Here is a 24355-nt window from a genome sequence, read left to right on the forward strand (position 1 = left end):
GTCCTTCTAGACAGCGATGACGCACAGTCTAACCAATCGAGCAGATATGTCATGTACTTGCACCAGGATAGATAACCAAATGTTTCTTGCAATGAAAGTGCATGACGTGTACTTTTGTTTCCAGGCCACAGGAGAACCATCATGACCCTCTCGATATCCGCCATCGCTTCATTCGACGTCGACGCCCAGAAGAGCTTCACGCCGCTGTGCCCCAGTGAGTTGCCTGTGGCCGGTGGCGACCAGATCGGGGCCGAGCTCAACTACATGGCGAGCCTGGCCGGCCATCGCGTCGGCAGCAAGGACGCCCACACCCCGCACGCGCCCTGGGTGGTGTCGCAGCACAGCGAGATGCTGCAACCCACCGGCCTGGCCCACGCCGATGTGACCTGGGTCAGCCATTGCGTACCGGGCACCGAGGGCTTCACCTTGCTCGACGAATTGCCCACGCCTTATGACTACGACTACTTCATCTGGAAAGGCGTGGAACCCGACCTGCACCCCTACGGCGCCTGCTACCACGACCTGCACGACAAACTCTCTACCGGCGTGATCGAGTACCTGAAAGCCCAGGGCGTGACCCGCGTGATCGTAGGCGGCCTGGCTTTGGACTACTGCGTCAAGACCACCGCCTTGCAATTGCTCAAGGCCGGCCTGGAAGTGGTTTTGCACTTGCCGGCGTGCCGGGCCATTACACAGGAGGGCGGCGTACAGGCGGTCAATGAGTTGCTCAAGGCCGGTGCTGTCATCAGCAGCACCCGCGAAGAACTGGCCGCGATGGCCGCGCGTTAAGGAGACACACCATGGAAAGTGCCTACGACTACGAAACGCCCGTTATCCAGGGTTTGCTCGACACCGACTACTACACCTTCACCATGATGCAGGCCGTGTTGCACCAGTACCCCAATGTCGATGTGGAGTACAACTTCATTGTGCGGTCCAAGGAAAAGCTCGGTCACCTGATTCCCGAAATCCGTGCCGAGTTGGAGCAACTCGCCAGCCTGCGTATGCGCGAAGGGGAGCTGCGCTTTCTGTTCAACCCCCGCTTTCGCGAATACCTCACCCCGGACTACGAGCGCTTCCTCGGCCTGTTCCGCTTCAACCTGCGCTATATCCACGTCAGCGAAGTCGACGGCCAACTGAATATCCGCGTGGTCGGCCCGATGCTGCACTGCATCATGTTTGAACAGCCGGTCCTGGCCCTGGTCAGTGAGCTGCGCAACCGCAACAAATACCCCGACGTGACCCTGGAAGATGTCACCCGCAAGCTTTACCAGAAATTCGACTGGCTGCAGAAAAACCTCAGCCGCGAAGAACTCACCGACCTACGTGTGTCTGACTTTTCCACCCGGCGCCGCCTGTCGTTCAAGGCCCAGCGCGAAGTGGTCGACATCATGCGCCGCGACTTTCCCGGCCAGTTCGTCGGCACCAGCAATGCGCACCTGGCCTACGAATTCGATCTGCCGCTGATCGGCACCATGGCCCACCAATGGCTGATGGTGCACCAGCAACTGGGCCGCCTGCGTGAAAGCCAGAACGCCGCCCTGGAAAACTGGGTGCGCGAATACCGTGGTCGCCTGGGCATCGCCCTGACCGACTGCATCAGCACCGACTTCTTCCTCAAGGACTTCGACCTTTACTTCGCCAAGCTGTATGACGGCCTGCGCCAGGACTCCGGCGACCCCATCATCTGGGCCGATAAAGTCTTGGCCCGCTACCAACAACTGGGCATCGACCCGATGACCAAGGACCTGATGTTCTCCGACGGCCTGAATTTCGAAAAATGCCTGCCGATCCTGCGGCACGTGCGCGGCAAGGCCAAATTCGGCTTCGGCATGGGCACCAGCCTGGCCTGCGATGTGGAGGGCGTCGAACCGCTGAGCATCGTGATGAAACTGGTGCGGGTGCACGGCGAGCCGGTGGTGAAGTTCTCGGATGACCCAATCAAGAACGTCTGCGAAGACGCCTCGTTTTTGCAGTATGCAGCACAAGTGTTCAATGTCGGCAGCGTGGAGGTGTGACATGCAAGCACGTATCGCACAGGAACTGAATATCAATCGGCAACTGGTCAAAGGCGGTGAAGCCAAAGAGATCCAGCGGCGCATCGACTTCATCAAGACCACCTTGCGTGGCTCCGGCAGCAAGGCGTTGGTACTGGGCATCAGCGGGGGTGTTGACTCCCTCACCGCCGGCCGTTTGTGCCAGTTGGCTGTGGAGCAGCTGCGCGGTGAAGGCTACGCTGCGCGCTTCATCGCCATGCGCCTGCCCTACAAAACCCAGGCTGACGAACGCGACGCCCAGGCCTCCCTGGACTTTATCACCCCGGACCAGATCGACACCCTCAACATCGCCGCCAGCGTCGACGGCCTCATGGCCAGCCTGACCGCCACCGAAGCCAGCGCCGCCCATGTCGATTTCATCAAGGGCAACGTCAAGGCGCGCACGCGGATGATCGCCCAGTACGCCGTGGCCAACCTGCACAATGGTCTAGTCGTTGGCACCGACCACGGCGCTGAAGCGCTGATGGGGTTTTTCACTAAGTTCGGTGACGGCGCCTGCGATCTGGCACCACTGTCTGGCCTGACCAAAACCCAAGTGCGCCTGCTCGCCACGGCCCTTGGCGGCCCGGACAACCTGGTACACAAACACCCGACTGCCGACCTGGAAGAGCTTGTGCCGGGCAAGCTGGATGAACAGGCCTACGGCTGCACTTACGCAGAGATCGACGCGTACCTGATGGGCGAGCCGGTGAGTGAGCGGGTGAGAACCCTGGTCGAGGGCGCATACAGCAAGACAGCGCACAAGCGTGCGCTGCCTATCATTCCGGTTTGAGCCGACGATCAGATTTTGATGTTTTCGCGGATGTTCCAGCCGAACCGAATCGGCCCGCCATCTTTGCCGCCATCGGCTTTCTGTGGCTGGTAGCTGATTTCCACCCTGGCGAAGTTAAGGCTGATTTCCTCGGTCAGCACGTCTTGGGTTGAGGCGGCACGCGTGTCGTAGGAGGCGACCATGACTTCCTTCAAGGCGATCACCAGGTACTCCACGCTGCTGTCGCCTCCGGCCTTGCGCACCACGATCCGCGCCTCGGGGTAGTGCTTGCCGGTTGCGCAGGCCATCATCAGGTTGGGCGAAGATTTATCCAGGGACTTCTCAATCAAGAGATTGGCCATATCGACCTTCCCGGCTCCGCCGCCCGTGCCACTGTGCATCGAGCCAGATTGAGTCATCCTCCAGCCCCAGCGGGAAATATCGATTTCATCGCGATGGGCCTGGTCCCTTGACTCACCCTTGATGTCTCCCAGTTTCAAAAACATATCGGTTGCCATGTTCGCTCCTTGTCTTCTCATCCGCCGAGAGTGGCGCGGGGCGTACTTTTCCCATTTCGATGATTGACCTCAAGACGTCAAGGTGAGAACGGGAAGTGCCTGGCTGCAAAAAGGAAAATTTCCGACATTCTTGCCAGATATTGATTCTTTACGCTCTGTGCTCTTGTGCGTTCAGGAGTAAAGGAATGGCTATCAGTGTCTTGAAGGACGGTTTCCCCAGTGCCCACCTCGCAACGCGTGAACGGGTGGAAAGCAGTATTGATTTGCGCCGGTTGTTTGCGGCTATCGACGCCGATCCTGCGATTGCGGGGGCAGGGGTGGTGTATCTCGATTCACAGCTGTGGCCCGTGACGTTGCGTGAGTTTCAGCCGATTTGCAGCGTATTGCCCAAGAGGGTGGTTTTGCGGGAGATGCCTGGCTCGTTGGCGAGGTTGGATTTTGTGCGCAGGTTGGAGTACGAGCCAAGAGAGTCGGAGGTAGTGTTTGAATCGATCGGAATGGGAGTGGCCTGTGGGACTGCATTATTGAGTTGGTTGGTGATCGCTGGCGGGTCCGCGCTTTCGCCGTTCACCGCGGGCCTGAGTGGTGCACTGGCCGTGATTGGGAGAGCTGCATTTGTTGCCAGTTTTGGGCAGTGTGCAAACGGTTTATACCGTGTCTACAAAGAAGCCAGGGAGCCTGCCCATATTGATTGGCTCGATAGCGAACCTTGGTATCAACACACAACGGCCATTCTGGATGCTGTGTCGTTGATAGGAGCAAGTACTTCGTTCCTGACCACGGTCAAGCTAGCAAGCGCAACCAAAGCCTCGACCGGGAGGTCGTGGCGTGATGTCCTCAGAAGGATGAATCGCCAGGAACGTGCAAAATTGACGAAGGAATTGCTCAGCATCAACCACCCGCATTTGAGCGCCAAGCTTATTAAGCTGAAACAGCTTTCTGGTGACTTTCCCAAGCGATATACCCAGGCCCAGCTTCGACATGCGACGCTCGCTCAGCTCAAGGATACCGTCGCGGTCGGAGGTGCGGTGGCAGGCAGTGCAACGTCTGGAAATCTGAGAACAATCGCAGTAGGTCTGTACGAGGAATTTGACGAATGATTCTTCTGATGACCCTTGAGCAGCTTCGGCATTTCCTGCTGCGCTATTTTCCGGTATTCGCTGCGGCAAACTTGTTTCAAATATTCGCGCTGGCGATTGGTGTTCCGATGATGTTTGACAGTTACTTCGATGCGTTACCTGCTGACTTGAATCTGAAATACTCCTTCTTATCTACTCTCGGATCAGCCTGTCTCCTTGGTCATTGCAACTTCATGATCGTGCGTGGCTACCCAAGCTGGCTATGGATCCCGGTCGTTCTGATGGTGTTTAGCCTGTTGGGTGTTTTACCGACCATCGAACACCGCCCTCACAAGGTGTTCTATGTCCTGGGCCTATTGTTCCCGCTGCTGGCTCTGCTGCTGATCAATAGTAAACGCTATCGAGAGGCCCGCGCTGAATGGGTAAAACTCCGTCAAAAGCGCCAGCGAATCGCGAAGATAATCCGTACCCAGCGTCAACGCGTTCGGCGCCGGGAAGGATTATGAAGTTCTACCGCTCGATAGACCGACTCCACCGTGCATTCCACTCCGGCCGCGCCTGGTTGACCTGGTCCCAATCAATCGAAATTGCCGTCTGCAAGTAACCCTGCATCGCTTCTACCCGTGCGCGGGTCTTGTCGGTGGTTGGCGTGGTCGGGTTGGACGGGATCTGGTCACCTTCTTCCAACGCCGGGGCCTGGGCTTCGGCGGTCAGCAAAAACGCGGCGAGTTTCTGCGCCAGTTCCGGCTGGTCGTTGCGCGCGATCACGCATTCGGCCACGTTCAGCACCACTGCGCCTTCCTTGGGTTGCGCATATTCCATGGGCACGCCGAGCAGTTTCTGGGTGGCGACCTGGGTCGGGGTGAGGGGGAAGATCGCGGCTTCATCGGTCTGCACCATTTCGGAGATCTTCGCGGAGCTGGCGATGTATTCCAGTACGTTGGGGCCGACGGTTTTTGGCCAGGCCTTGAAGCCGGGGTCGACGTTGGTTTCGTCACCGCCCTGGAGGCGGTTGAACATCAGGAAGCCATGCAGGCCGAAGGTGGAGGAGGCCAGGGACTGGAACACCACTTTGTCCTTGAAGCGCGGGTCGGCCAGGTCCATCCACGAGGTGGGTGCGGCCCAGCCTTTTTCCTTGAACATCTTGGCGTTGTAGCCCAGGCCGGTAACGCCGAGGGTCACGGCCACGGCGTGTTCCTTGATCTTCGCCTTGGCGGGGATCTGCTCCAGGGTCGGGCTTGGCGCCAGCTTGTCGCACAACCCCATGGAAATTGCGCGGTACATGATGCCGTCGTCGAGGAACATCACGTGCATCTGCGGGTTGTCTTTGTTGGCCTGGACCTTGGCAAGGATGTCCGACGAGGTGCCGGGCACGATCACCACCTTGACGTTATTGGCCTTTTCAAACGCGGGCAGCACCTTGTCGGCGTAGACCCGTTCCATGGTGCCGCCGTTCATGCCCAGGTACAGCGTGGGCGCGGCGTGCGCCGTTGAGGCGAGCAGGGCGAGGGACAAGCAGGACAGCGCAATACGTGGGTTCATGGATGTTTTTCCTCTCAGGCTTGGAAACGACGGATGGAAAACGCTTCGATGGGTTGGCGGCTGGCCCCGGTGCAGACGATCTCTGCCAGGGCTTCACCGACGGCGGGACCAAGCTGGAACCCGGCACCGGCAAAGCCGAAACCGTGGAGCAAGCCGGGTTGGGTGCTGCTGGGACCGATCACCGGTTCATGATCGGGAAGATAACCTTCGGTGCCACTCCAGGTGCGGATGGCCTGGGCACCCTTGAGAAACGGGTACAGCTCACCGGCATTGCGCAGGATCTCCAACACTGCGGCCTGCCCCGGTCGCGCTTGTTGCGGGCCGAGGGCAAAGCCGCGACCACCGCCGAGGATGCAATTGCCCCGAGCGACCTGTCGCGCATAGATCCCGCCGCCTTCGACGCCCGTGCTCACGTCCATCACCACCGGCAAGGGCTCAGTGACCAGCATCGCCGGGTGTGCCGAGGTCATCGGCACCGCTTCGCCAAACTGTTCGGCCACCGCCCCGGCCCACGCCCCGGCGCAATTGAGCAGCCACGGCGCTTGCAGATGCAGACCGTTGGCGCAGTGCACCTGGAAGTCCTGGCCGTCATGCTCGATACACGTGACCAGCGACTGTTCATACAGGTGAGCGCCGCGTTGTTTCGCCGCGCGGGCAAAGGCGGGCGACACCAGGCGGGGGTTGGCGTGGCCGTCTTCCGGGCACAGCGAGGCACCGACGGCGATGTCACCAACCCAGGGGAATCGCGCGCGCAGCTCGACGTAATCCAGCAACTGCAAACCCAAGTCAAATCCTTGTGTCTGCTCGGCATACGCTTGTAAGGCGCCGAAATCTGCGTGACTGCGCGCCAGTTTCAAATGGCCGGAACGCACGTATTCGCCGTCGATACCGATTAATCCCGGCAAGTCTGCCCACAGTTGGTGGGCACGCTGCGACAGTGGCAACTGGTGCAAGGGCCGACCCTGGCGCCGCACGCCGCCGTAGTTGACGCCGCTGGAATGGGAGCCGCAAAAGTCCCGTTCCACCAGCGCCACCCGCTGACCTTTCTGTGCCAGCATCAGCGCGGCCGACGCGCCGACAATCCCGCCGCCCAATACGATGACATCAATCACGGCTGCACCTCCACGCCAAACGGCAGCGGCTTGATCGGTGCCTGGCCCCGCAAGCGGCCGACGTGTTCGATGGCCCGGCCACTGCGCTCCGCGACAATTTCCGCTGCCGCCAACCCGCACATCCGGCCTTGGCAGCGGCCCATGCCGACGCGACAGTGGGCTTTGACGCGATTGATCTCCCAGTGGCCTTCATCCACCACCGCGCGCACGTCGCCGACGCTGACTTCTTCGCAGCGACAGAGGATCAATTCATCGGGGGCTCTGGCCGCCCAGTTCCCCGGAAAAGGGAACGCAGTTTCCAAACCATGACGAAAGCGTTGGATGGCCTCCAATTGTTGCTCCAGCACAGCAGGGCGGCGCTGATCGATGGCCACGCCCAAATCCCCGAGCACGGCCAGCGCTGCACGTTCACCGGCCATTTGTGCGGCGTCCGCACCCATGATCCCGGCCCCATCGCCCGCCAGGTACACGCCGTTGACGCTGCTGCGTCCGGCGCTGTCCCGTTGTGGCAGCCACGCGCGGTTAAGGGCGTTCCAGGTGAACTCACAGCCAAGCAAGTCCGCCAGTTGCGTCTCGCTGCGCAGGGCATGGGCGAAGGCCACGGCGTCGCATTCCAAGGTCTGATGAGCCCATTGAATACCGCTGACCCGTTGCGCGCCGTCGATCTGTTCAAGCGTGGCGCCCTGGTGCACGGGAATCCCATGGGCCGTCAACCAGGCGCGGTAATACACGCCTTTGGCCAAGGTCGCCGGTTGCCCGAGCAGCGCTGGCAATGCACGGCATTGGGCACTGAACGGCGCGCTGTCGAGCACTGCCACCACCTTGGCGCCGGCCTTGGCGTACTGGTAAGCCACCAGATACAGCAACGGCCCGCTGCCACAGAACGCCACACGCTCGCCGATGGCGCAGCCCTGGTACTTCAGCGCGATTTGCGCCGCGCCCAGGCTGTACACGCCCGGTAGGGTCCAACCCGGCACGGGCAGGATGCGGTCAGTGGCGCCCGTGGCAACGATGAGTTGCGCGTACTCGAGGCTTTCTGCGCGGCCGTTGTTGAGCATATCCAGGCGCCCGTCCTCGGCATTCCACACCAGGGTTTGCGGGCGGTAGTCGATCAGCGGTGCCAGCTCATCGATTGTGCGGTGCACGGCCTCGGCCTTGCGTGCTTCAAATCCGTAAAGCTGCTTGGCGGTGCGTTGAAATCCCTGTGGCTGACGCCGATAAATCTGCCCGCCACCGCGCAGGCTTTCATCCACCAGGCAAGGTCTGATGCCATGGTCGAGTAATGTGCGCGCCGCGCTGATCCCGGCCGGGCCTGCGCCCACAATCACCACAGGCTTCATGACTGGCGCCCCGGTTCGCGGCGGATGGCCTGGCCTTCTTCCAATAGCGTCGAACAGGCGCGTACGCGGCGCCCGTCTTCAAGTCGCACCCAGCAATCCTGGCACGCGCCCATCAGGCAGAAACCGGCCCGTGGTTCGGCGCTGAAATCACTGCCACGCAGGTGTTCGGCGCAGGTCAGCACGGCGGTCAACAAGGTGTCACCGAGCAAACCGCTGGCCGGTTGCCCGTCAAGCGTGAAGGCGAGGGCAGGGCGTTGGGTTTCGGCCAGGCGTTTGAACAGAGCCATCAGTGTTTCCCCACCAGCACGCGGTCCAGGCCATAGACCCGGTCCAGCAAAATCATGGTGGCGGCCGTGAGTGCAATCACCAATGCCGACACCGCCGCCATCATCGGGTCGATGGACTCGGTGGCATACACGTACATGCGCACCGGCAGGGTCTGGGTCGCCGGCGAGCTGACGAAGATCGACAACGTCACCTCATCGAAACTGTTGATGAACGCCAGCAACCAGCCACCCGCTACACCGGGCAGGATCATCGGCAGGGTGATCTGGCGAAACAACGTAAAGCGACTGGCGCCCAAGGACTCGGCGGCCTGCTCGGCGCTGCGATCAATGCCGATGGCGGCGGCCAACACCAGGCGCAGCACATACGGCGTGATGATCACCACGTGCGCGAGCATCAGCCAGGTGAAGCTGCCGTTCACGCCCATCAGTGCGAACAGGCGCAGCATCGCCACGCCAAGCACCAGGTGCGGAATGATGATCGGCGACAAGAACAACGCACTGAAAAAATTACGCCCAGGAAACTGATAGCGACTGATCGCCAAGGCGGCTGGCACCGCAATCAACGTGGCCAGGCTCGCAGCGGTAAACGCCAAAATCAGGCTGTTGTAGAACGCCTGGATAAAATCCGCGCGCTCGAACACCGCACGGAACCAACGCAGCGAGAAGCCCGAGGTGGGCAGGCTCAAGGTGTTTTCCGGGGTGAAGGCCACCAGGCACACCACCACCAGCGGCGCCATCATGAACAGCACCACCAGGGTGTGGAAACCCAGGGCCAAAGGACCGTTTCTGGACATGCGCTTAAACCCCCAGGGACTTTTTGTAGCGGCCTTCGACCATGCGGTTCCAGCTCAGCATGATCAGTAGATTGACCAACAGCAGCACCACCGCGATGGTCGCGCCCATGGGCCAGTTGAGTTCCGAGAGGTACTGGTCGTACACCACGGTGGCGACCATTTTCAGGCGGCGTCCGCCGAGCAGGCCGGGGATCGCAAAGGAGCTGGCCGCCAGGCCGAACACGATCAGCGTGCCGGACAGCACGCCGGGCATCACTTGGGGCAATACGATCTTGCGCATCACCGTGGTCTGGCTGGCGCCGAGGGACAACGCCGCTTGTTCTGCCGACGGGTCGAGTTTCTGCAGGGAGGTCCACACCGGAATGATCATGAACGGCAGCATCACGTGCACCAGGGCGATGATCACCGCGAACGGCGTGTACAACAGCTTCACCGGGCGCCCACCGAGGAATTGAATGACTTGGTTCACCAGCCCATCCGCGCCGAGCAGCAGGCTCCAGCCAAAAGCACGCACCACCACCGAGATCAGCAGCGGCGTGAGGATCAGGATCAGGAAGGTCGAGCGCCACGGGGTGCCCATGCGGCTAAGGATGTAAGCCTCGGGCACGCCGATCACCACGCAGAGCAGGGTGACCAAGGCGCTGATCCAGAAAGTGCGCCAGAAGATTTCGTAAAAGTATGAATCGCTGAACAGCGACAGGTAATGCGCCAGGGTCCACTCATCGCCCTTTACGCCCACCTGGTAATCGAACACGTTGAACGACAACACCAGCGTCAGGCCCAACGGCAGGATCAGCAGCCCGACAAACAGCACCAGGGCGGGCAACGACAACAGATAGCCGCGGCTCATGCGCGCACCTCATCCGCCGCCAATACGCGCAGCAAGTTGGCTTGCCAGTCCAGGCCCACCGCTGCTCCGCAACCGAGGGGCGCGCTGCCGTCGTTGCTGCGCACTACGGTGATTTCGCCAAGCTGGGTGTGGATGCGATACAGCCATTGGCTGCCAAAAAAGTAGCTGTCGAGCACCTTGCCTTGCAGTCGGCCGGTGCCGGCGTCCACCAGTTGGATCTTTTCCGGGCGCAGGCTCAGGGTCAGTTCGCCGTTACCGCTTTCGTGGCGGACCTGTGGAGTGCCCAACTGATCGTAGTCACCCGGCAACAGGTTGGCCTTGCCGACGAAGTCCGAGATGAAGCGCGTGCGCGGGTGTTCGTAGAGCTTGTACGGCGCGTCGATCTGGGTCACGCGCCCGGCCTGCATCACCACCACGCGGTCGCTGATGGACAGCGCCTCGGCCTGGTCGTGGGTGACCATCAAGGTGGTGATGCCCACGGCGCACTGGATGCGGCGGATTTCGAACTGCATTTCTTCGCGCAGGTTGGCGTCGAGGTTGGACAGTGGTTCATCCAGCAGCAACACCGGCGGCTCGATCACCAGGGCACGGGCCAGGGCTACACGTTGGCGCTGGCCGCCGGACAGCTCGCGTGGGTAACGGTCAGCGTGGGGCGCCAGGCGCACCAGTTCCAATACGGTCTTGACCTTGCTGGCGATCTGCGCCGCCGGCACTTTGCGCATCTTCAGGCCGAAGGCAACGTTGTCGCGCACGGTCATGTGCGGGAACAACGCGTAGCTCTGGAACACCACGCCCAGGCCACGGCTGGCGGGTTTGGCGTGGGTGATGTCGCGGCCGTCGAGCAGGATCTGCCCACCGCTGACGTCAACAAAGCCGGCGATCATTTGCAGGGTGGTGGTCTTGCCGCAGCCCGAGGGGCCGAGCAGGGAAACGAACTCGCCTTTTTCCACCGCAAGGTCGGTGGCGACCACCGCATCGACGGCGCCGTAGCGTTTGCTCAAGGCGTTGAGTTGGAGAAATGCCATGTCTGCGTTCCACCTTTTTTGAGTCGCGTCGAAACGCGCTTTTTTGTTTTGGGCAGATGCGAATGAAGTGTTGCCGGTGCGTTGGCGCTCGATCTTGAGTCGGCTGCCGTTAGTTGTTCATTTCGCCCCTGTGGACGCAGATTAGGACGAAGACTAGGATGGGCGGAAGATGGAATTTCACTGAACGGACTACTATTTTCATATTTATTCACTCACCGGAATTTACTGAGAGATAGGTTGTTATGGATTCCACTGAACGAAATGAAAGCGCCAAAGAAGTAGGCTCCGGTGGGGTGTCTCGGCTGTTCGCGCTGCTGCGTACCCTCGGCGACGTGCCGGAGGGTGGCGAACGCGTCACTCAGCTCGCGCAACAGGTGGGCCTGTCCCAGCCGACCACCCACCGCTTGCTGCGCAGCCTGATGGACGAAGGCATGGTCGAGCAGGACGCGCGCAGCAAGCGCTATCGCCTGAGCCTGGAGTTCTTTGCCCTGGCGGCGAATGCGGGCAAGACCGGCAACCTGCGTGACCTGGTGCGGCCAAGCATGCTGCGCCTGAGTGCTTCCTTGGGCGATTCGCTGTTCCTGCTCGCGCGCTCAGGCTTCGACGCGATCTGCCTGGACCGCAGCGAAGGCCCGTACCCGATCCGCACCTTCACCGGGGACATCGGTGGCCGCGTGGCATTGGGCGTGGGGCAGGGTAGCCTGGCGATCCTGGCGTTTTTGCCGGAGGAAGAGCGCGAGACGGTGATCCGCTACAACCTGCCACGGCTCAAGGACTTCCACCTGTATGACGAAGTGCTGCTGCGCTCGGAAGTGGAGAACGTGCGCAACCTGGGCTATGCGGCACGCAATACCGGTGTGCTGGAAGGTATGGCGGGGTTGGCGGTGCCGATCCTCAATCGCGATGGGTATGCAGTGGCGGCGTTGAGTGTGGCGACCATCAGCGATCGGCTGGGGCCGAGCCGGTTGCCGATGGTGGTGGAGTTGCTCAAGCGCGAAGCGGCGGCGATTGGTCCAAGGATCAATCCGTTTGATCCGACGTTGCGCCGGCCTTCGCAGACTTTTGGTGGGTAGTTCGGATGGCGGCCATGCGGGGTTCAACTGCGCCGAAGTGACTGCGGGTGAATGGCCTTCGTTAATACGCGCAGGAACCGTTTTTCTGCTCATGGCCACAGATGGAACGTTGATCCGCCGCACAGCCGATTCGGGTGGGCAGTTATCGATTCCAGTCTCTGAGGCCTTTGCCATGTCCTATGTAAACCTTCGTCAGGAAACTCCTTTTAGAAGTGATTTCAGTCCTCGTTTCGAGCAGCCCCAAGCGTCCTCCGGGAGCGCTGGCTGGCGCGTACCCAACTCGGAGGTTGCGCGGGATTTCGCGAAAAATTTCGATTACTTCCAGAGTGCTGACAGTGGGTTTGTGACGCAGCAAACCCTCCAGCAGGTCGCCAATCGCCCGCTGACCGGTAATCCGTTCAATGATCGGATGACGTTTTTGGCAAGGGAGATTCTCCAACGGCCCGAATTAAACACGATGCTGGATTCAATCGGCCACGCAGGTTCTACAGATGGGTTGATCAGCATGGGCGATGTGGAGCGCACCATTGATCAAAGTGAGCAGCAAGAAGCACCTCCCATGCGTGAGTTTCCAGGCCGGTACAGCGGCGGCATGCAGCGCCAGCGCCTGGAAAGCCATTACTCACCTCAGGCCGATTGGCAACAGCCATCCCTGTCTGCATCGGGCCAGCGTCCTTACGCGAACGACAGCAAGGAGCAGCTTCTCAACAAGATACAGGCCCGTTTCAGTTCATTTGAAGACCCGAGTTCCCCTGGGTTGATCACCGACAAATCCCTGAATGCGGTGGCCAGTGGATGCAAACTGGATGGCCAGCCGGCCACCCAAGCCGAAAAAGACCTGGCCAATGAGCTGCTTGAGCGGGGTGAAGTGTTCAAGGAACTCGACCAGAGCAGCATGGGCGTGTTCGACGGTGCCTTCTCCAGGGAAAACCTGGCCTATTCCTCGGACAAGTACAAAAACATGAGTAACCACGACTTGATTCAAGGCGTGAAAGATAACTTCAGGCAATTTACCGCTGGCGCGGACGATCAATACATCAACGTCAATGAGTTGAAGGAAGCGGCTGGTCAGACGCCATCAAATCGTACGTTCAGCCCTGAAGCACGACACGTTGCCGCTGAGCTTCTCAACCGTCCTGGCCTTCTGCGGGAACTGGATATCGGTACCAACAACCAAGGCGGGCCAGGCTACGAGGACAAGCGCTTCGACATGGATAACATCAACTTTATCCTCGACAACGGGCGCGTATCGGCCTGATCAGGGCTTCAACGCTCCCCCATCCGGCCCACTACGTGATGTCTGCGTTCGGGCCGGTGTTACCGTGGGACAAACACATCTGCGACCTCGGACCATAGACTGACGCGCCGCCCTCGGCGCTCGAAAAACTCCATCTCACGCTTGATCCCACCGCTCAATTCCCACCCCGGTAAATCCAGCACGATCAATTCCTCCAGCAGCTCCATGAACACCGCATCCACCGGTGCCCACAGCTTGCCGATCGCGGCACTGTCCTTACCCACAAACGCCTGATTGATCGGATGGGACATCGACACCTGGCTGAATACCAAATGGCCTGCTTCGATAATCTTGGCCGCCACCCTGTTGCATTGAATAAACCGCGCCTCGACTATCGCCGCATCAGTATGGCTGTAAGGGCAGGCGAGAAAGATCTTACGCATAAATACCTCTTTTCTTTGTTTAATGGTGGGTTAGTTGTGGTTTTTATGTTGAGTTTGTGACCGAATGAACTTAGCTTTGACGGCATCTCACCATGAAACATGGAAACCCCCATGCGCCCCAATGAGCGACGCCAGCACATCCTCGAACTGCTGCGCCAACGTGAACGCATCTCCGTAGACGAACTGGCGCGGACCCTCAACGCCTCCCAGGAAACCATTCGCCGTGACCTGGCCGACCTGGCCGAAAGCGGCCAGGTCACCAAATTTCACGGTGGCGCTTCGTTGCCCCCACGGGGTGAACACGAGAACGCGTTCCAGACCCGCATGAACGAGTTCTCCCAGGAGAAACGCGCCGTCGCGCGTTACGCTGCCGGGCTGTATTCGCCAGGGGACAGCGTGCTGATCGACACCGGCACCACCACCTTGTTTTTCGCCCGCGAACTGGCGCGCCTGAACCGCATCACCGTGATCACCAACTCCCTGCAGATCGCCGACAGCATCGGCGCCAGCGGCAATCGGGTGTTCATGATCGGCGGCGAGTACCGCCCCGAATCGAACCAGAACAGCGGCCCGTTGGCACTGGAGCAGATCGCCCGATTCAACGCCGAACACGCGGTGGTCACCATCGGTGCCCTGAGCGTGGACGGCGCGTTTGACTTCTCCATCGAAGAGGCCGAGATCGCCCGCGCGATGATTGCCCGCGCGCGCTACCTTACGGTGATCGCCGACTCGTCCAAGCTCGGGCGCAGCGCGTTGTTCCAGGTGTTCCCCCTGGAGCGTATCGATCGCTTGATCATCGATCGCAAGCCGGTGGGGGAGTTGGGCAGTGCCCTGGCCCGGGCGAATGTCGAGGTACATGAAGCGCCGATCAGCCCGAAAACGGAGTGGTGACTACAAGTAATGCTGGATCGGTGGCATTTGCTCCAGCTGCTTGCGGCGGGTGATCCACACGCAGGCAAACACCAGCGCACCCACGGCGACCAGTCCCAGTACGTACATCTGCGCCACGCGAAATTCCGCCGGAATGATGAACACGCACAGCTCTACAAACAGCCACAGGCAAGCGCCCGCGACCACCAGCCATTCCCATTTGCCGAGGGTGAAGTCATCGGAGTGGTGCACTTGCTTGTGGCGTGTGCCGATGTACAGCAGCACGGTGGCGCTGTAGAGCAGGGCCGGCAGCAGGGTGGCGGCGCCGAGGATCTGCGTGAGGGCGTCCGGGTCGCTATAGAAGCTCAGCACGATAATCATCGGGATCAGCGCTGCGACGATGGTTGCCCACAGCGGGCCGCCGGTGGGGCGCGGCACGTAGCTCAAGGCTTCGGAGAACGGCAGGCGCCCGTCACGTGCCATGGCGTGTACCAGGCGGCTGTTGCTGGTCATGATCACCAGGCCGCAGGCGAAGATCGCCACGCAGACCACCACCAGGATGATCTTGCTCAGGGTTTCACCGAGGGTGATGCGGATCACATCGGCCACCGGCGCCGAGCTCTTGCTCAATTCTGCCACCTGATCACCCAGGCCCATACCGATCACCATCAGGAACAGTGTGCCCATCACTCCGCTGGCCAGCACCGCATGCACCATGGCACGTGGCACCACCTGCTTGGGGTTGAGGGTTTCTTCAGCCAAGTTGGCGGCGGCTTCCCAGCCCACCAGCGTGAAGGCGCCGAGCAGCCCCGACAGCATGAACGGGCCCAGCCAGCCGTAGTAATGTTCGGTAGGTGCAATGCCGGTGGACAGCAGGTTGGAAGCATTGCCCTTGCCGAAAAAAGTCACGGCCACGCCGATGCCGACGATCAGGCCGATCATCGCGATGACTTCCGCGCCCACCGCCATATTGTTGATCTTGGTCAGGATCGGTGTCGACCAGATAATCAGCAGCATCTGGATGAACAGCACCACCACCGTGGTGATGGCTCCGGCGGCGGGGGAGTACTCAAGCCCCAGCAACGGAAACAGCGCCACCTGGGCCAGCCCATAATCCACGGCCAGCAGCACCACGGCGATAAATGCAAAACTCATCCAGCCAAACCACCAGCCGAGCACAGGGTTGACCAGTCGACTGGCCCACTGGTAACTGAAGCCGGACAACGGGATCTTGCTCGCCAACAGGCCGAACACCAGGGCAACCAGCAGTGTGCCGAGGGTTGCGATGGGCCAGGTCCACATGCCGATGGGGCCGCTGGAGACCAGCACCGAACCGTAGGTGGAAAACAACCCGGTGGTGATCGAGATAAACGAAAACGCCACGGCAAAGGATTCGAACTTGCCCAGGGAACGTTCGAACTGTTCCTTGTAGCCAGTACCGCTCTCGGCGCCTTTATCGGGTAAAACGGTGTGCGGACTCGATAGGGTGTCAGACATGGGAATGTCTCCTTCAAAAAAGCCAAGGACAAGGCTCGGCGCACGGGTTGTGGGAACAACCAGCGAAACCTGAGGCTCAACGGGGTGGTGCACCTCCCTGGCGGGAGGCTGTTTATCGCCAGGTGCGGCAGCGGCTCACTGCGTCGCTGAAGGTGTCCCTCCATGCACGCGCAGTGGCCGCGCTGACCCTGGGGTGAAACTCGGTGCAGGTATTGCGCGGCGCTACCAGGGTGCTGCCCAGCCCTCGCGCGGCCAGCGCCGCACAGCCAAACGCGGTGAGTTCGTCGAAGCGCTGGGTGACGATGCAGCGTTGTAAGGCGTCGGCGAGGAACTGCGCGAAATACGGGCTGCGCGCCAGGCCGCCGTCGATGGACAAGCGGTCGGTGACACTGAGGAACTGGTCCATGGCGCTGATCACCTCGACGCTGCGCAAGGCCACGCCTTCCAGTACCGCCTGGCACATGTCCTGGCGCGTGGTGCCGCCGTGCATACCGACCCACAAAGCCGCCGCGCTGCGGTCCCAATGCGGGCAGGCTAGGCCGGACAAAGCCGGCACGAACGCCAACTGGCGGGCAATGGCGGGAGGCTGGTCAAAGCTGGCGAGTTCCGAAAAATCACTGAACAGCCCCAGGCGCCCGGCCCATTCCACGGCGGCGCTGGCGTCATAGACACCACCGTCCATGGCGTACACCGGTTTGCCGTCGATCTGCCAGGCGATGGTGGCGAGCAGGCCTTTGTCAGGGGCACGGATGATCTGGTCGCCGGTCAAGGTCAGGGCAAAGGCGCCGGTGCCGAAGGTGATCTTCGCGTCGCCCTTGTCACGGCAACCGTGTCCGTACAACGAGGCTTGTTGATCCACCACCGACGCGGTGATGGGCGTGGCGCCGACCTCTCCAAAGTGGCCGACGGTGTCGAGAATCGGCGGCAGGGTTTCGATAGGCACCCCAAACAGTTCACACAGCTCAGGGTCCCATTGTCCGGTGGCCAGGTTCATCAATGAGGTGCGCGAAGCGGTGGTGACATCGGTGGCAAACACCCCGGTGAGGCGGTCGAGAAACCACGCGTCGCTGGTGCCTAGGCGCAGGCGTCCGGCCTTGTGGGCCTGTTGGGCGGCAGGCAGGTTGTTCACCATCCAGCTCAACTTGCTGGCGGAAAAGTACGGGTCCAGGGGGAGTCCCGCGCGAGCGAGGGTCAGGCCTTCACCGCCTTCGGCACGCAGTTTTTCAATGGCCGGGCCGGTGCGGTTGTCTTGCCAGACGATCACCGGCGACAGCGGCTTGCCGGTGAGTGCGTCCCAGGCCAGGCAGCTTTCGCCCTGGTTGGCCAGGCCGATGGCGTCGACGCGTCCGGTGGACTCCAGGCAACGTTGCAGGTTGGCCAGCAGTTCCAGCGGGTCGTGTTCGACCCAACCCGGCTGCGGATGATGTTGCTGGTGGCGCAAGGCGAGCTGGATATCGGCCGAGCCGTCATCGCTGACCACCAGCACGCGGGTGCTGGTGGTGCCTTGGTCGAGGGCGGCAATTCTCATGGGGTCTCTCCTTGGCTCGGCGGGGTGTGTGCGTGGCCGACAACGTCGACATCAAGTTGCTGGATACGGGCGTTGAGTTTCAGGGCGGCAATCGGAATCAGCAGACGTCGCTCTGGCAGGCAGGCCAGTGTTTTGCTCCAGATCGGTAGCCCGTCGGCATATACCGTCAGCGCGCCTTCGCAGGCTTTGCTGACACGCAGTTGCAAGTGCTCCAGGCCCGCGACGCCGGTGGGCGCAAAACGTTGCGGTACGCAGAGCTTCAGTGGACCCCGGCAATTGATTGTCAGGGCGTGGTGGGCGGCGGGGATTTCACCGCGCAGGTCCTTGGCCAGCAGGCGCGCGATCCGTGCGCCTTCGCGATAGGACCAACCGGCGGTTTCCACCGGGCGCAGCAGGTTACCGGCGGCGAAGTAGGCCGGGTCCGAGCAGCGGCCGTACTGGTCGATCACCGGGCCCTGACTGTTGGCGTCCAATAGCAGATGGCCCTGGCGCACCAGGCTGGCTTCGGGCAGGAAGTTGCCGGTGAGCAGCACGCCATCGCACTCCAAGCGCTGCACCTGCCCATTCGCCAGGCGTATGCTGGCCGCTTCGACCCGGCCAGTGCCGTGGATTTCCAGCAGCTCGGCACCGTAATGCAGGGGCACGCCGCACAGCCGTGGGAACAGCGACAGCGGCCAGCGCGCGGTGGCGCGCCAGTTGGACTCGATCATGGCCACCGGCTGGATACCGGCGCGACGGCAACTGAGGATCGACGACAGGCTGACCAGTTCGGTACCAACAATCAGCGGGCGTTCGAAAGGCTTGAGGTGGTGCAGGTACAGGTAGGCTTGCAGGGCGCCGGTATTGATCACCCCCAGTGGCCGGTCGCCGCCGATCAAGCGTGCCGAACGCGGGTTTTCACGCACGCCGGTGGCCAGCAACACACGCTTGGCGTTGAGGGTGACGATGCCGGCGCTGCTGACCAGGCGCAGTTGGCCGCTTTCGCCCAGGTGCGTCACGGTGTGGCCCAGGCGCAGTTCAACCCCGGCCGCAACGGCCTCGGCCACGTTGCGACGGGCGTAGTCCGGGCCGGAGTAGATCCGGCCATACTCGCGAAAGCCGAACGGCGGGTGGCCGCAATGGCGGGGCACGCCGCCGGGCAGGCTTTCGCGCTCGATCACCACCACCTGTTTGACGCCCTGGCGCCGCAATTCGATGGCCGCTGACAACCCGGCCGGGCCGCTGCCGATGATGGCCACCTCCACGTATTCAGGCTTCATGGGCAGCTCCCGTGGCCAATGGCAACGCCAAGTGCCCGGCGCTCAATTCGGCCACGCGGGCACCGCAGTAGAAACCCTGGCATCGACCCATGCACACGCGGGTCCGGCGCTTGAGCCCACCCAGGTCGCCAGGGGGCAGGGGGCTGTCGAAAGCGGCCTGGATTTCCCGCGCCGTCACCCATTCACAATGGCAGACGATTTCAGCACCGGGCTGCTGATAATCGCGGGGCAGGTGCTCGGCGAGGTTGGGCATATGCGGCCAACTCGGATAAGGGACAGGTCGGTGCTGTACCCGCTGGCGGTAGAGATTGAACACGTGCCGGGCGATGCCCAGTGCCGCCGTCAGCCCAGTGGAGCGGATGCCGCCCACGGTGATCCAGTGCTGCTCGGGCACCTCCCGAATGCGATAGTCCTTTTTCTCGCTGGCCGGGCGCAGGGCTGCGTAGGTGGCGGTCACTGGCATGCCGTCGAGCGCCGGAATGCGCGCCACGGCGGCGTCGATCAACTGGCTCAACACCTCGTGGCTGAGCCCGGCATGCACGCGGTCATCCTGTTCTTCGGCGGTTGGGCCGACCAGCAGGTTGCCGAACACCGTACGGGTTATCACGATGCCCTTGGTACGCTCGTTGGGCACCGGCAGGATGATGTTGCCGAGCAAGGCGGCGGCAGCCTTGTCGAACACCACGAACTGGCCTTTGCGCGGGTGGATGCTGAAGTGGCTGTCACCCAGCAAACGCTGCTCCAGCCGATCACCAAACAGGCCGGCGCAGTTGATCACGGTCGTCGCGTTGAAGGTGCCACGAGACGTGGATAACCGCCACGCCTGACCGTCGAAATGCCCGGCGTCGACCTCCGTGGCGGTGAGCACCGTGGCGCCATGGACAAGGGCTTGTTGCAGGTAGCCGAGTGGCGCCGACCAGGGATCGATCAGGTATTCCCCCGGTACGTAGACCGCGCCCAGCAACCCCTTCGCCAAGTGCGGCTCTGCACGATGGATTTCATCGGCGGCTATTAAGCGCGCATCACTTACCCCGTTGGCATGCGCCTGCTGCAGGATGCCATCGAGCTTGGCCAGGTCATCTTGATTCCAGGCCACCACCATGGCGCCGGTCTTGAGCAGCGGCAGGTTCATCTGCGCTTGGATCGCCAGGTACTCCTGGTAGCCGGCCTGCATGCAGGCCAGTTCCACACTTGCGGGTGGTGCATCGAAGCCAGTGTGCAAGATGGCGCTATTACCTTTGCTGGCACCGGAAAGAATGTCCGTGCCTTTTTCCAGCAACAGCACCCTTGCGCCTTCCAGGGTGAAGCGTCGGGCCATGGCGCAGCCGACGACGCCGGCGCCAATGATGGCGACATCGTAAACATCGGCGGGGTGGGCAATTGAAGGGTTCATTGAGAGGCTTGATCCTTGTGTCGGTAACGTGAATCACATACCGAACAGGGAGCAGTGACTGTGCCAGTCGAGGTTCTGGGTGTGGAAATGTTGTTTTAAGGGGCATCAAGTCGGTCATACAACGGATAGTGGGCTGCTTAATGCCATAAAACATTGGTTTTCATTGGTTTTGTGTGCGGTTTGCTGGGTTTTAGTTGTTTGCTACTTTGCGACACAGTGGGGCAATTCAACGTTACAAGTGCACTCAAGTGAGGCGTTTACTTAGTGGTTATTCGAATAAGACTAATTGTTCGTCCAACTATCGATTGAACGTTGTTATTTGAATAACGTTAATTCGGTCAAATAAGCTCTGATGAATGACCGATAGCGCGGGATAAAAACCAATAACAACATTTAAATCCAACACTGGCGCACTCCCTGCGATGACCAGGGGGTAGCGGCACGAAGAAAAAACAGCCGCCCTGCAGTTGAACCCGAGAGAATCCAGAGAGGATGTTCCATGCGTAACTTCGCAATCATTGAAGCCCCGTCCGTGCTCGGGCATATCCCCACTCACCTGGGCGTGGCCCGCATGCCCGAGGCCTTGCTCAAGGCAGGTCTGGCTGAGCGGTTGGGTGCGCGGCATGCCGGTCGGGTGGAGTCGCCACCGTGGCGAGAAGAGCGCGACCCGCAAACCCATATCATGAACCCCCATGCCATCAATGAATATTCCATCAGCCTGGCCAACAAGGTTGGTGAGGTACTGGACAAGGGCGAGTTCCCGGTGGTGATCGGCGGTGACTGCTCGATCCTGCTGGGGACGCTGTTGGGGCTGCGTCGTCGTGGCCGTTTCGGACTGTTTTACCTGGATGGTCACGCCGACTTCTACGAAGCCGAAAAGAACCCGATCTCCGGCGCCGCTTCCGCCAGCGACCTTGGCTACGCTACCGGCCGAGGCCCGGCGGTGGTAGCGGATATCGAAGGGCGCCGCCCGTTGCTGCGTGATGACGATGTGGTGCTGTTCGGCTATCGCGATGGAGCGATCCAGGCGCGCAACCGCTGCCAGCCGATTCCGGAAGACCTGCTGGCGTACAACCGCAACGAAGTGCGCATCCTCGGCACCGAGACGGCAGCCGAAGAGGCCGTGGCGCACCTGACGCGCGTCGACGGCCCGGAAGGTTTCTGGATTCACGTGGATGTGGACGTACTCGACCAAGGCATCATGTGGGCCTGCGATCACCCGCAACCCGACGGTTTCTCCTGGGACGACCTGGCCACCACGTTGCGCACCGCCATGCAGTCGCCCCAGGCCATCGGCATCCAGTTCACCATCTACAACCCCGACATGGACCCCGGCCACCTGAGCGGTCGCGGCCTGGCCGGCACCATCGCGCGCGCCTTGGCTCCGTTCGGTCAACGCCAGGTCGGCTAAATGTCGCTGAAGTGGCCGGTACGCCGTGCCACTTCATTCTCTGATTTTTCCTACCACCTGGACGTGGAGGTATCCCCATGCCCCGACATCGACAAACCACTGCACTCGACCCTCGCCCTCGGGCGCCGGCTGGCTTCCGCTCGCTGGCCACCGCCACTTACCGTGGCTCCACCACACTGTTCGACAGTGCCCGCGCGGTGCGTGACGACTGGTGCCCCGAACGCGTGCCTTACGCCTACGGCCTGCACGGCACGCCCACCAGCCTCGAGCTGGCCGCGCGCGTGGCCGAACTGGAAGGCGCCGAGCATTGCTTCATCACGCCCGGCGGTCAGGCGGCGATAGCCCTGGTGTACTTCGCTTTTTGCGCTGCGGGCGACCATGTGTTGGTGCCCCAAAGCGCCTACGGCCCCAACAATGACCTGGCCCGGGACCTGCTGGGCAAGCTTGGCATCAGCGTCCAGACCTATGACCCCACGCTCGGTTCCGGCATCGCCAGCCTGATCCGGCCCAATACCCGCCTGATCTGGTGCGAGAGCCCCGGCTCGGCGACCATGGAAATCCAGGACGTGCCCGCCATCGCGGCGGTTGCCCACGCGTCCGGTGTGCTGCTGGCGTTGGACAATACCTATGCCAGTGGGGTGTTTTTCGATGCCTTCGCCCACGGCGTGGACGTGTCGATCCAGGCCCTGACCAAGTACATCGGCGGCCACAGCGATGTGCTGCTCGGTTCGGTTTCCAGCCGCAACGCCGATCACTACCAGGCGTTGGGCCTCGCACGCTCGTTGCTGGGGATGGCGGTGTCGCCCGACGATTGCAGCCTGGCACTACGCGGTTTACAGACGTTGTGGGTGCGCCTGGCCCATCTGCAAACTGCGACCTTGCAGGTTGCGCAATGGCTCAAGGGCCGGCCGGAAGTGGACAAGGTGTTGCACCCGGCATTGCCTGATTGCCCCGGTCATGAACTGTGGCGGCGTGATTTCAGCGGTTCCACCAGTGTGTTTTCAGTGGTGTTCAATCCGGAGTTATCCGGTGAAGCGCTGCTGGATTTCATCGATCGGCTGAGCCTGTTCCATATCGGCTACAGCTGGGGCGGCGTGACCAGTCTGGTGGCGCCGCATTTCAACCTCAACCGCGATGAGCGCCAGTACGGCGACCGACTGGTGCGTTTCAACATCGGCCTGGAACACGTCGACGACTTGATCGCCGACCTTGAACAAGCGTTTTCCCCAGACAAACACCGTGGAGATGGCCAATGAAAACCTTGCAGCGCTTGATGATTGCGGGTGCGGTACTCGGTGTCAGCCACCTGGCCCATGCCGGTGCGACCCTGGATGCGATCCACAAGAAAGGCTTTATCCAATGTGGGGTGTCCGATGGCATCCCGGGGTTTTCGGTGCCGGATAAAAACGGCAAGCAGCAAGGCCTGGACGTGGACTTCTGCCACGCGGTTGCCGCCGCCGTGTTTGGCGACGCCAACAAAGTGCGGTTCACCCCCACCAACGGTAAAGAGCGCCTGGCCGCGCTGCAGTCGGGGGAGATTGACATCCTCTCGCGCAGCACCACCTGGACCAGTTCCCGCGATGCGGGCATGGGCCTGGTGTTCACCGGCGTCACCTACTACGACGGTGCCGGGTTCATGGTCAATAAAAAGCTCGGTGTGAGTACCGCTCAACAGTTGGACGGCGCCTCGCTCTGCATCCAGGCTGGCACCACCACGGAGATGAACGCTTCGGACTTCTTCCGCAGTCACGGCCTCAAATACACGCCCATCACCTTCGACACCTCCGAAGAAACCGCCAAGGCCTTGCAGGCCGGGCGCTGCGATGTGATCACCGCCGACAAATCCCAGCTCAACGCCCAACGCAGCCAGATGACCACGCCGTCCGACTTCGTGATTCTGCCGGAGACGATTTCCAAGGAGCCGCTGGGGCCTTCGGTGCGTCGCGGTGATGATGAGTGGTTCAGCATTGTGCGCTGGACGTTGTTCGCGATGCTCAACGCGGAAGAGGCGGGGATCACTTCGGCGAATGTCGAGGCTGAGGCCAACGCCACCAAGAACCCGGATGTGGCGCGTTTGCTGGGCGCCGACGGCGTCTATGGCAATGACCTCAAGCTGCCGAAGGACTGGGTGGTGCAGATCGTCAAGCAGGTGGGCAACTACGGCGAAGTGTTTACCCGTGCGTTCGGCCCGGACACGCCATTGGCGATCGACCGTGGCCTGAACAACCTGTGGAACCACGGTGGCATTCAATACGCACCGCCGGTGCGCTGATCTATCCTTTGACCATA

General features: G+C 61.4%; 24 protein-coding genes. 11 read left to right on the forward strand and 13 right to left on the reverse strand.

Features of this window, described 5'->3' with window-relative positions:
• The first annotated feature begins 141 nt into the window (after positions 1-141).
• The 3 genes from HX812_RS22705 to nadE are packed head-to-tail and all read left to right on the forward strand — an operon-like array spanning position 142 to position 2829.
• The gene (locus HX812_RS22705; RefSeq protein ID WP_038846683.1) at positions 142-789 is read left to right on the forward strand and encodes a nicotinamidase; all 648 of its coding nucleotides are present in this window, start codon (positions 142-144) and stop codon (positions 787-789) included.
• A gap of 11 nt (positions 790-800) precedes the next feature.
• Positions 801-2018: a nicotinate phosphoribosyltransferase gene (gene pncB / locus HX812_RS22710; RefSeq protein WP_038846681.1), complete on the forward strand. Its 1218-nt coding sequence runs from the start codon at positions 801-803 to the stop codon at positions 2016-2018.
• Between the two features lies 1 nt (position 2019).
• Positions 2020-2829 (forward strand): ammonia-dependent NAD(+) synthetase, encoded by an 810-nt coding sequence (nadE, locus tag HX812_RS22715; RefSeq protein ID WP_038846679.1) that lies wholly within the window; start codon positions 2020-2022, stop codon positions 2827-2829.
• A gap of 8 nt (positions 2830-2837) precedes the next feature.
• On the opposite strand, the gene HX812_RS22720 is transcribed toward nadE, so the two are convergent.
• Positions 2838-3326 carry a type VI secretion system tube protein Hcp gene (locus HX812_RS22720; protein ID WP_038846677.1) on the reverse strand — a complete coding sequence of 163 codons (489 nt, stop codon included), beginning with the start codon at positions 3324-3326 and terminating at the stop codon, positions 2838-2840.
• Positions 3327-3511: 185 nt separating this feature from the next.
• Between HX812_RS22720 and HX812_RS22725 the strand changes: the two genes are divergently transcribed.
• A complete protein-coding gene (locus tag HX812_RS22725; protein WP_038846674.1) occupies positions 3512-4426 on the forward strand; it encodes a hypothetical protein in 915 nt (304 codons plus the stop codon).
• Positions 4423-4911 carry a hypothetical protein gene (locus HX812_RS22730; protein WP_050572437.1) on the forward strand — a complete coding sequence of 163 codons (489 nt, stop codon included), beginning with the start codon at positions 4423-4425 and terminating at the stop codon, positions 4909-4911. Before HX812_RS22725 ends, HX812_RS22730 begins: the two co-directional genes overlap by 4 nt.
• Positions 4912-4915: 4 nt before the next feature.
• On the opposite strand, the gene HX812_RS22735 is transcribed toward HX812_RS22730, so the two are convergent.
• Genes HX812_RS22735 through HX812_RS22765 form a run of 7 tightly spaced genes read right to left on the reverse strand, consistent with a single transcriptional unit; the run spans position 4916 to position 11355 of the window.
• Positions 4916-5947, reverse strand: coding sequence for an ABC transporter substrate-binding protein (locus HX812_RS22735; protein WP_038846672.1), 1032 nt, complete (start codon positions 5945-5947; stop codon positions 4916-4918).
• Positions 5948-5961: 14 nt separating this feature from the next.
• Positions 5962-7059 (reverse strand): FAD-binding oxidoreductase, encoded by a 1098-nt coding sequence (locus HX812_RS22740; RefSeq protein WP_038846671.1) that lies wholly within the window; start codon positions 7057-7059, stop codon positions 5962-5964.
• Positions 7056-8399, reverse strand: coding sequence for an NAD(P)/FAD-dependent oxidoreductase (locus HX812_RS22745; RefSeq protein ID WP_038846669.1), 1344 nt, complete (start codon positions 8397-8399; stop codon positions 7056-7058). Before HX812_RS22745 ends, HX812_RS22740 begins: the two co-directional genes overlap by 4 nt.
• Positions 8396-8686: a (2Fe-2S)-binding protein gene (locus HX812_RS22750; RefSeq protein WP_038846668.1), complete on the reverse strand. Its 291-nt coding sequence runs from the start codon at positions 8684-8686 to the stop codon at positions 8396-8398. The genes HX812_RS22745 and HX812_RS22750 overlap by 4 nt, the downstream gene beginning before the upstream one ends.
• Entirely contained in the window at positions 8686-9480 is a 795-nt protein-coding gene (locus HX812_RS22755) for an ABC transporter permease (protein WP_028619822.1), read from the reverse strand. The genes HX812_RS22750 and HX812_RS22755 overlap by 1 nt, the downstream gene beginning before the upstream one ends.
• A 4-nt stretch (positions 9481-9484) precedes the next feature.
• Positions 9485-10330 (reverse strand): ABC transporter permease, encoded by an 846-nt coding sequence (locus HX812_RS22760; protein WP_038846665.1) that lies wholly within the window; start codon positions 10328-10330, stop codon positions 9485-9487.
• Positions 10327-11355: an ABC transporter ATP-binding protein gene (locus HX812_RS22765; protein WP_038846662.1), complete on the reverse strand. Its 1029-nt coding sequence runs from the start codon at positions 11353-11355 to the stop codon at positions 10327-10329. The genes HX812_RS22760 and HX812_RS22765 overlap by 4 nt, the downstream gene beginning before the upstream one ends.
• Positions 11356-11597: 242 nt before the next feature.
• Between HX812_RS22765 and HX812_RS22770 the strand changes: the two genes are divergently transcribed.
• Together HX812_RS22770 and HX812_RS22775 are read left to right on the forward strand one after the other, a co-directional pair.
• A complete protein-coding gene (locus tag HX812_RS22770) occupies positions 11598-12428 on the forward strand; it encodes an IclR family transcriptional regulator (RefSeq protein WP_038846661.1) in 831 nt (276 codons plus the stop codon).
• A gap of 91 nt (positions 12429-12519) precedes the next feature.
• Positions 12520-13686 carry a hypothetical protein gene (locus HX812_RS22775; protein WP_177128173.1) on the forward strand — a complete coding sequence of 389 codons (1167 nt, stop codon included), beginning with the start codon at positions 12520-12522 and terminating at the stop codon, positions 13684-13686.
• A 59-nt stretch (positions 13687-13745) separates the two neighbouring features.
• On the opposite strand, the gene HX812_RS22780 is transcribed toward HX812_RS22775, so the two are convergent.
• The gene (locus HX812_RS22780) at positions 13746-14108 is read right to left on the reverse strand and encodes a DUF1937 family protein (protein ID WP_038846659.1); all 363 of its coding nucleotides are present in this window, start codon (positions 14106-14108) and stop codon (positions 13746-13748) included.
• Between the two features lie 111 nt (positions 14109-14219).
• Between HX812_RS22780 and HX812_RS22785 the strand changes: the two genes are divergently transcribed.
• Positions 14220-14999, forward strand: coding sequence for a DeoR/GlpR family DNA-binding transcription regulator (locus HX812_RS22785; RefSeq protein ID WP_038846658.1), 780 nt, complete (start codon positions 14220-14222; stop codon positions 14997-14999).
• Here the strand turns inward: HX812_RS22785 and HX812_RS22790 are convergent, their stop codons facing one another.
• From HX812_RS22790 to HX812_RS22805, 4 genes are all read right to left on the reverse strand, one after another.
• Positions 15000-16475, reverse strand: a complete 1476-nt coding sequence (locus HX812_RS22790; RefSeq protein ID WP_038846657.1) for an amino acid permease — start codon at positions 16473-16475, stop codon at positions 15000-15002. It abuts the gene before it with no gap.
• Between the two features lie 112 nt (positions 16476-16587).
• Entirely contained in the window at positions 16588-18003 is a 1416-nt protein-coding gene (locus HX812_RS22795) for a glycerol kinase (RefSeq protein ID WP_038846655.1), read from the reverse strand.
• A complete protein-coding gene (locus HX812_RS22800; RefSeq protein ID WP_050572436.1) occupies positions 18000-19262 on the reverse strand; it encodes an NAD(P)/FAD-dependent oxidoreductase in 1263 nt (420 codons plus the stop codon). Before HX812_RS22800 ends, HX812_RS22795 begins: the two co-directional genes overlap by 4 nt.
• Positions 19252-20655: an NAD(P)/FAD-dependent oxidoreductase gene (locus HX812_RS22805; RefSeq protein ID WP_038846653.1), complete on the reverse strand. Its 1404-nt coding sequence runs from the start codon at positions 20653-20655 to the stop codon at positions 19252-19254. Before HX812_RS22805 ends, HX812_RS22800 begins: the two co-directional genes overlap by 11 nt.
• Before the next feature lie 499 nt (positions 20656-21154).
• On the opposite strand from HX812_RS22805, the gene HX812_RS22810 reads away from it, so the two are divergent.
• The 3 genes from HX812_RS22810 (at position 21155) to HX812_RS22820 (ending at position 24338) form a co-directional block, all read left to right on the forward strand.
• Positions 21155-22066, forward strand: coding sequence for an arginase family protein (locus HX812_RS22810; protein ID WP_038846652.1), 912 nt, complete (start codon positions 21155-21157; stop codon positions 22064-22066).
• Between the two features lie 77 nt (positions 22067-22143).
• Positions 22144-23322, forward strand: a complete 1179-nt coding sequence (locus HX812_RS22815; protein ID WP_038846650.1) for a cystathionine beta-lyase — start codon at positions 22144-22146, stop codon at positions 23320-23322.
• Positions 23319-24338, forward strand: a complete 1020-nt coding sequence (locus tag HX812_RS22820; protein ID WP_038846649.1) for an amino acid ABC transporter substrate-binding protein — start codon at positions 23319-23321, stop codon at positions 24336-24338. The genes HX812_RS22815 and HX812_RS22820 overlap by 4 nt, the downstream gene beginning before the upstream one ends.
• The last annotated feature ends 17 nt before the right edge of the window (positions 24339-24355 follow it).

The sequence above is a fragment of the Pseudomonas sp. IPO3749 genome, assembly GCF_013386605.1.
Classification (GTDB): Bacteria; Pseudomonadota; Gammaproteobacteria; order Pseudomonadales; family Pseudomonadaceae; genus Aquipseudomonas; species Aquipseudomonas azotoformans_A.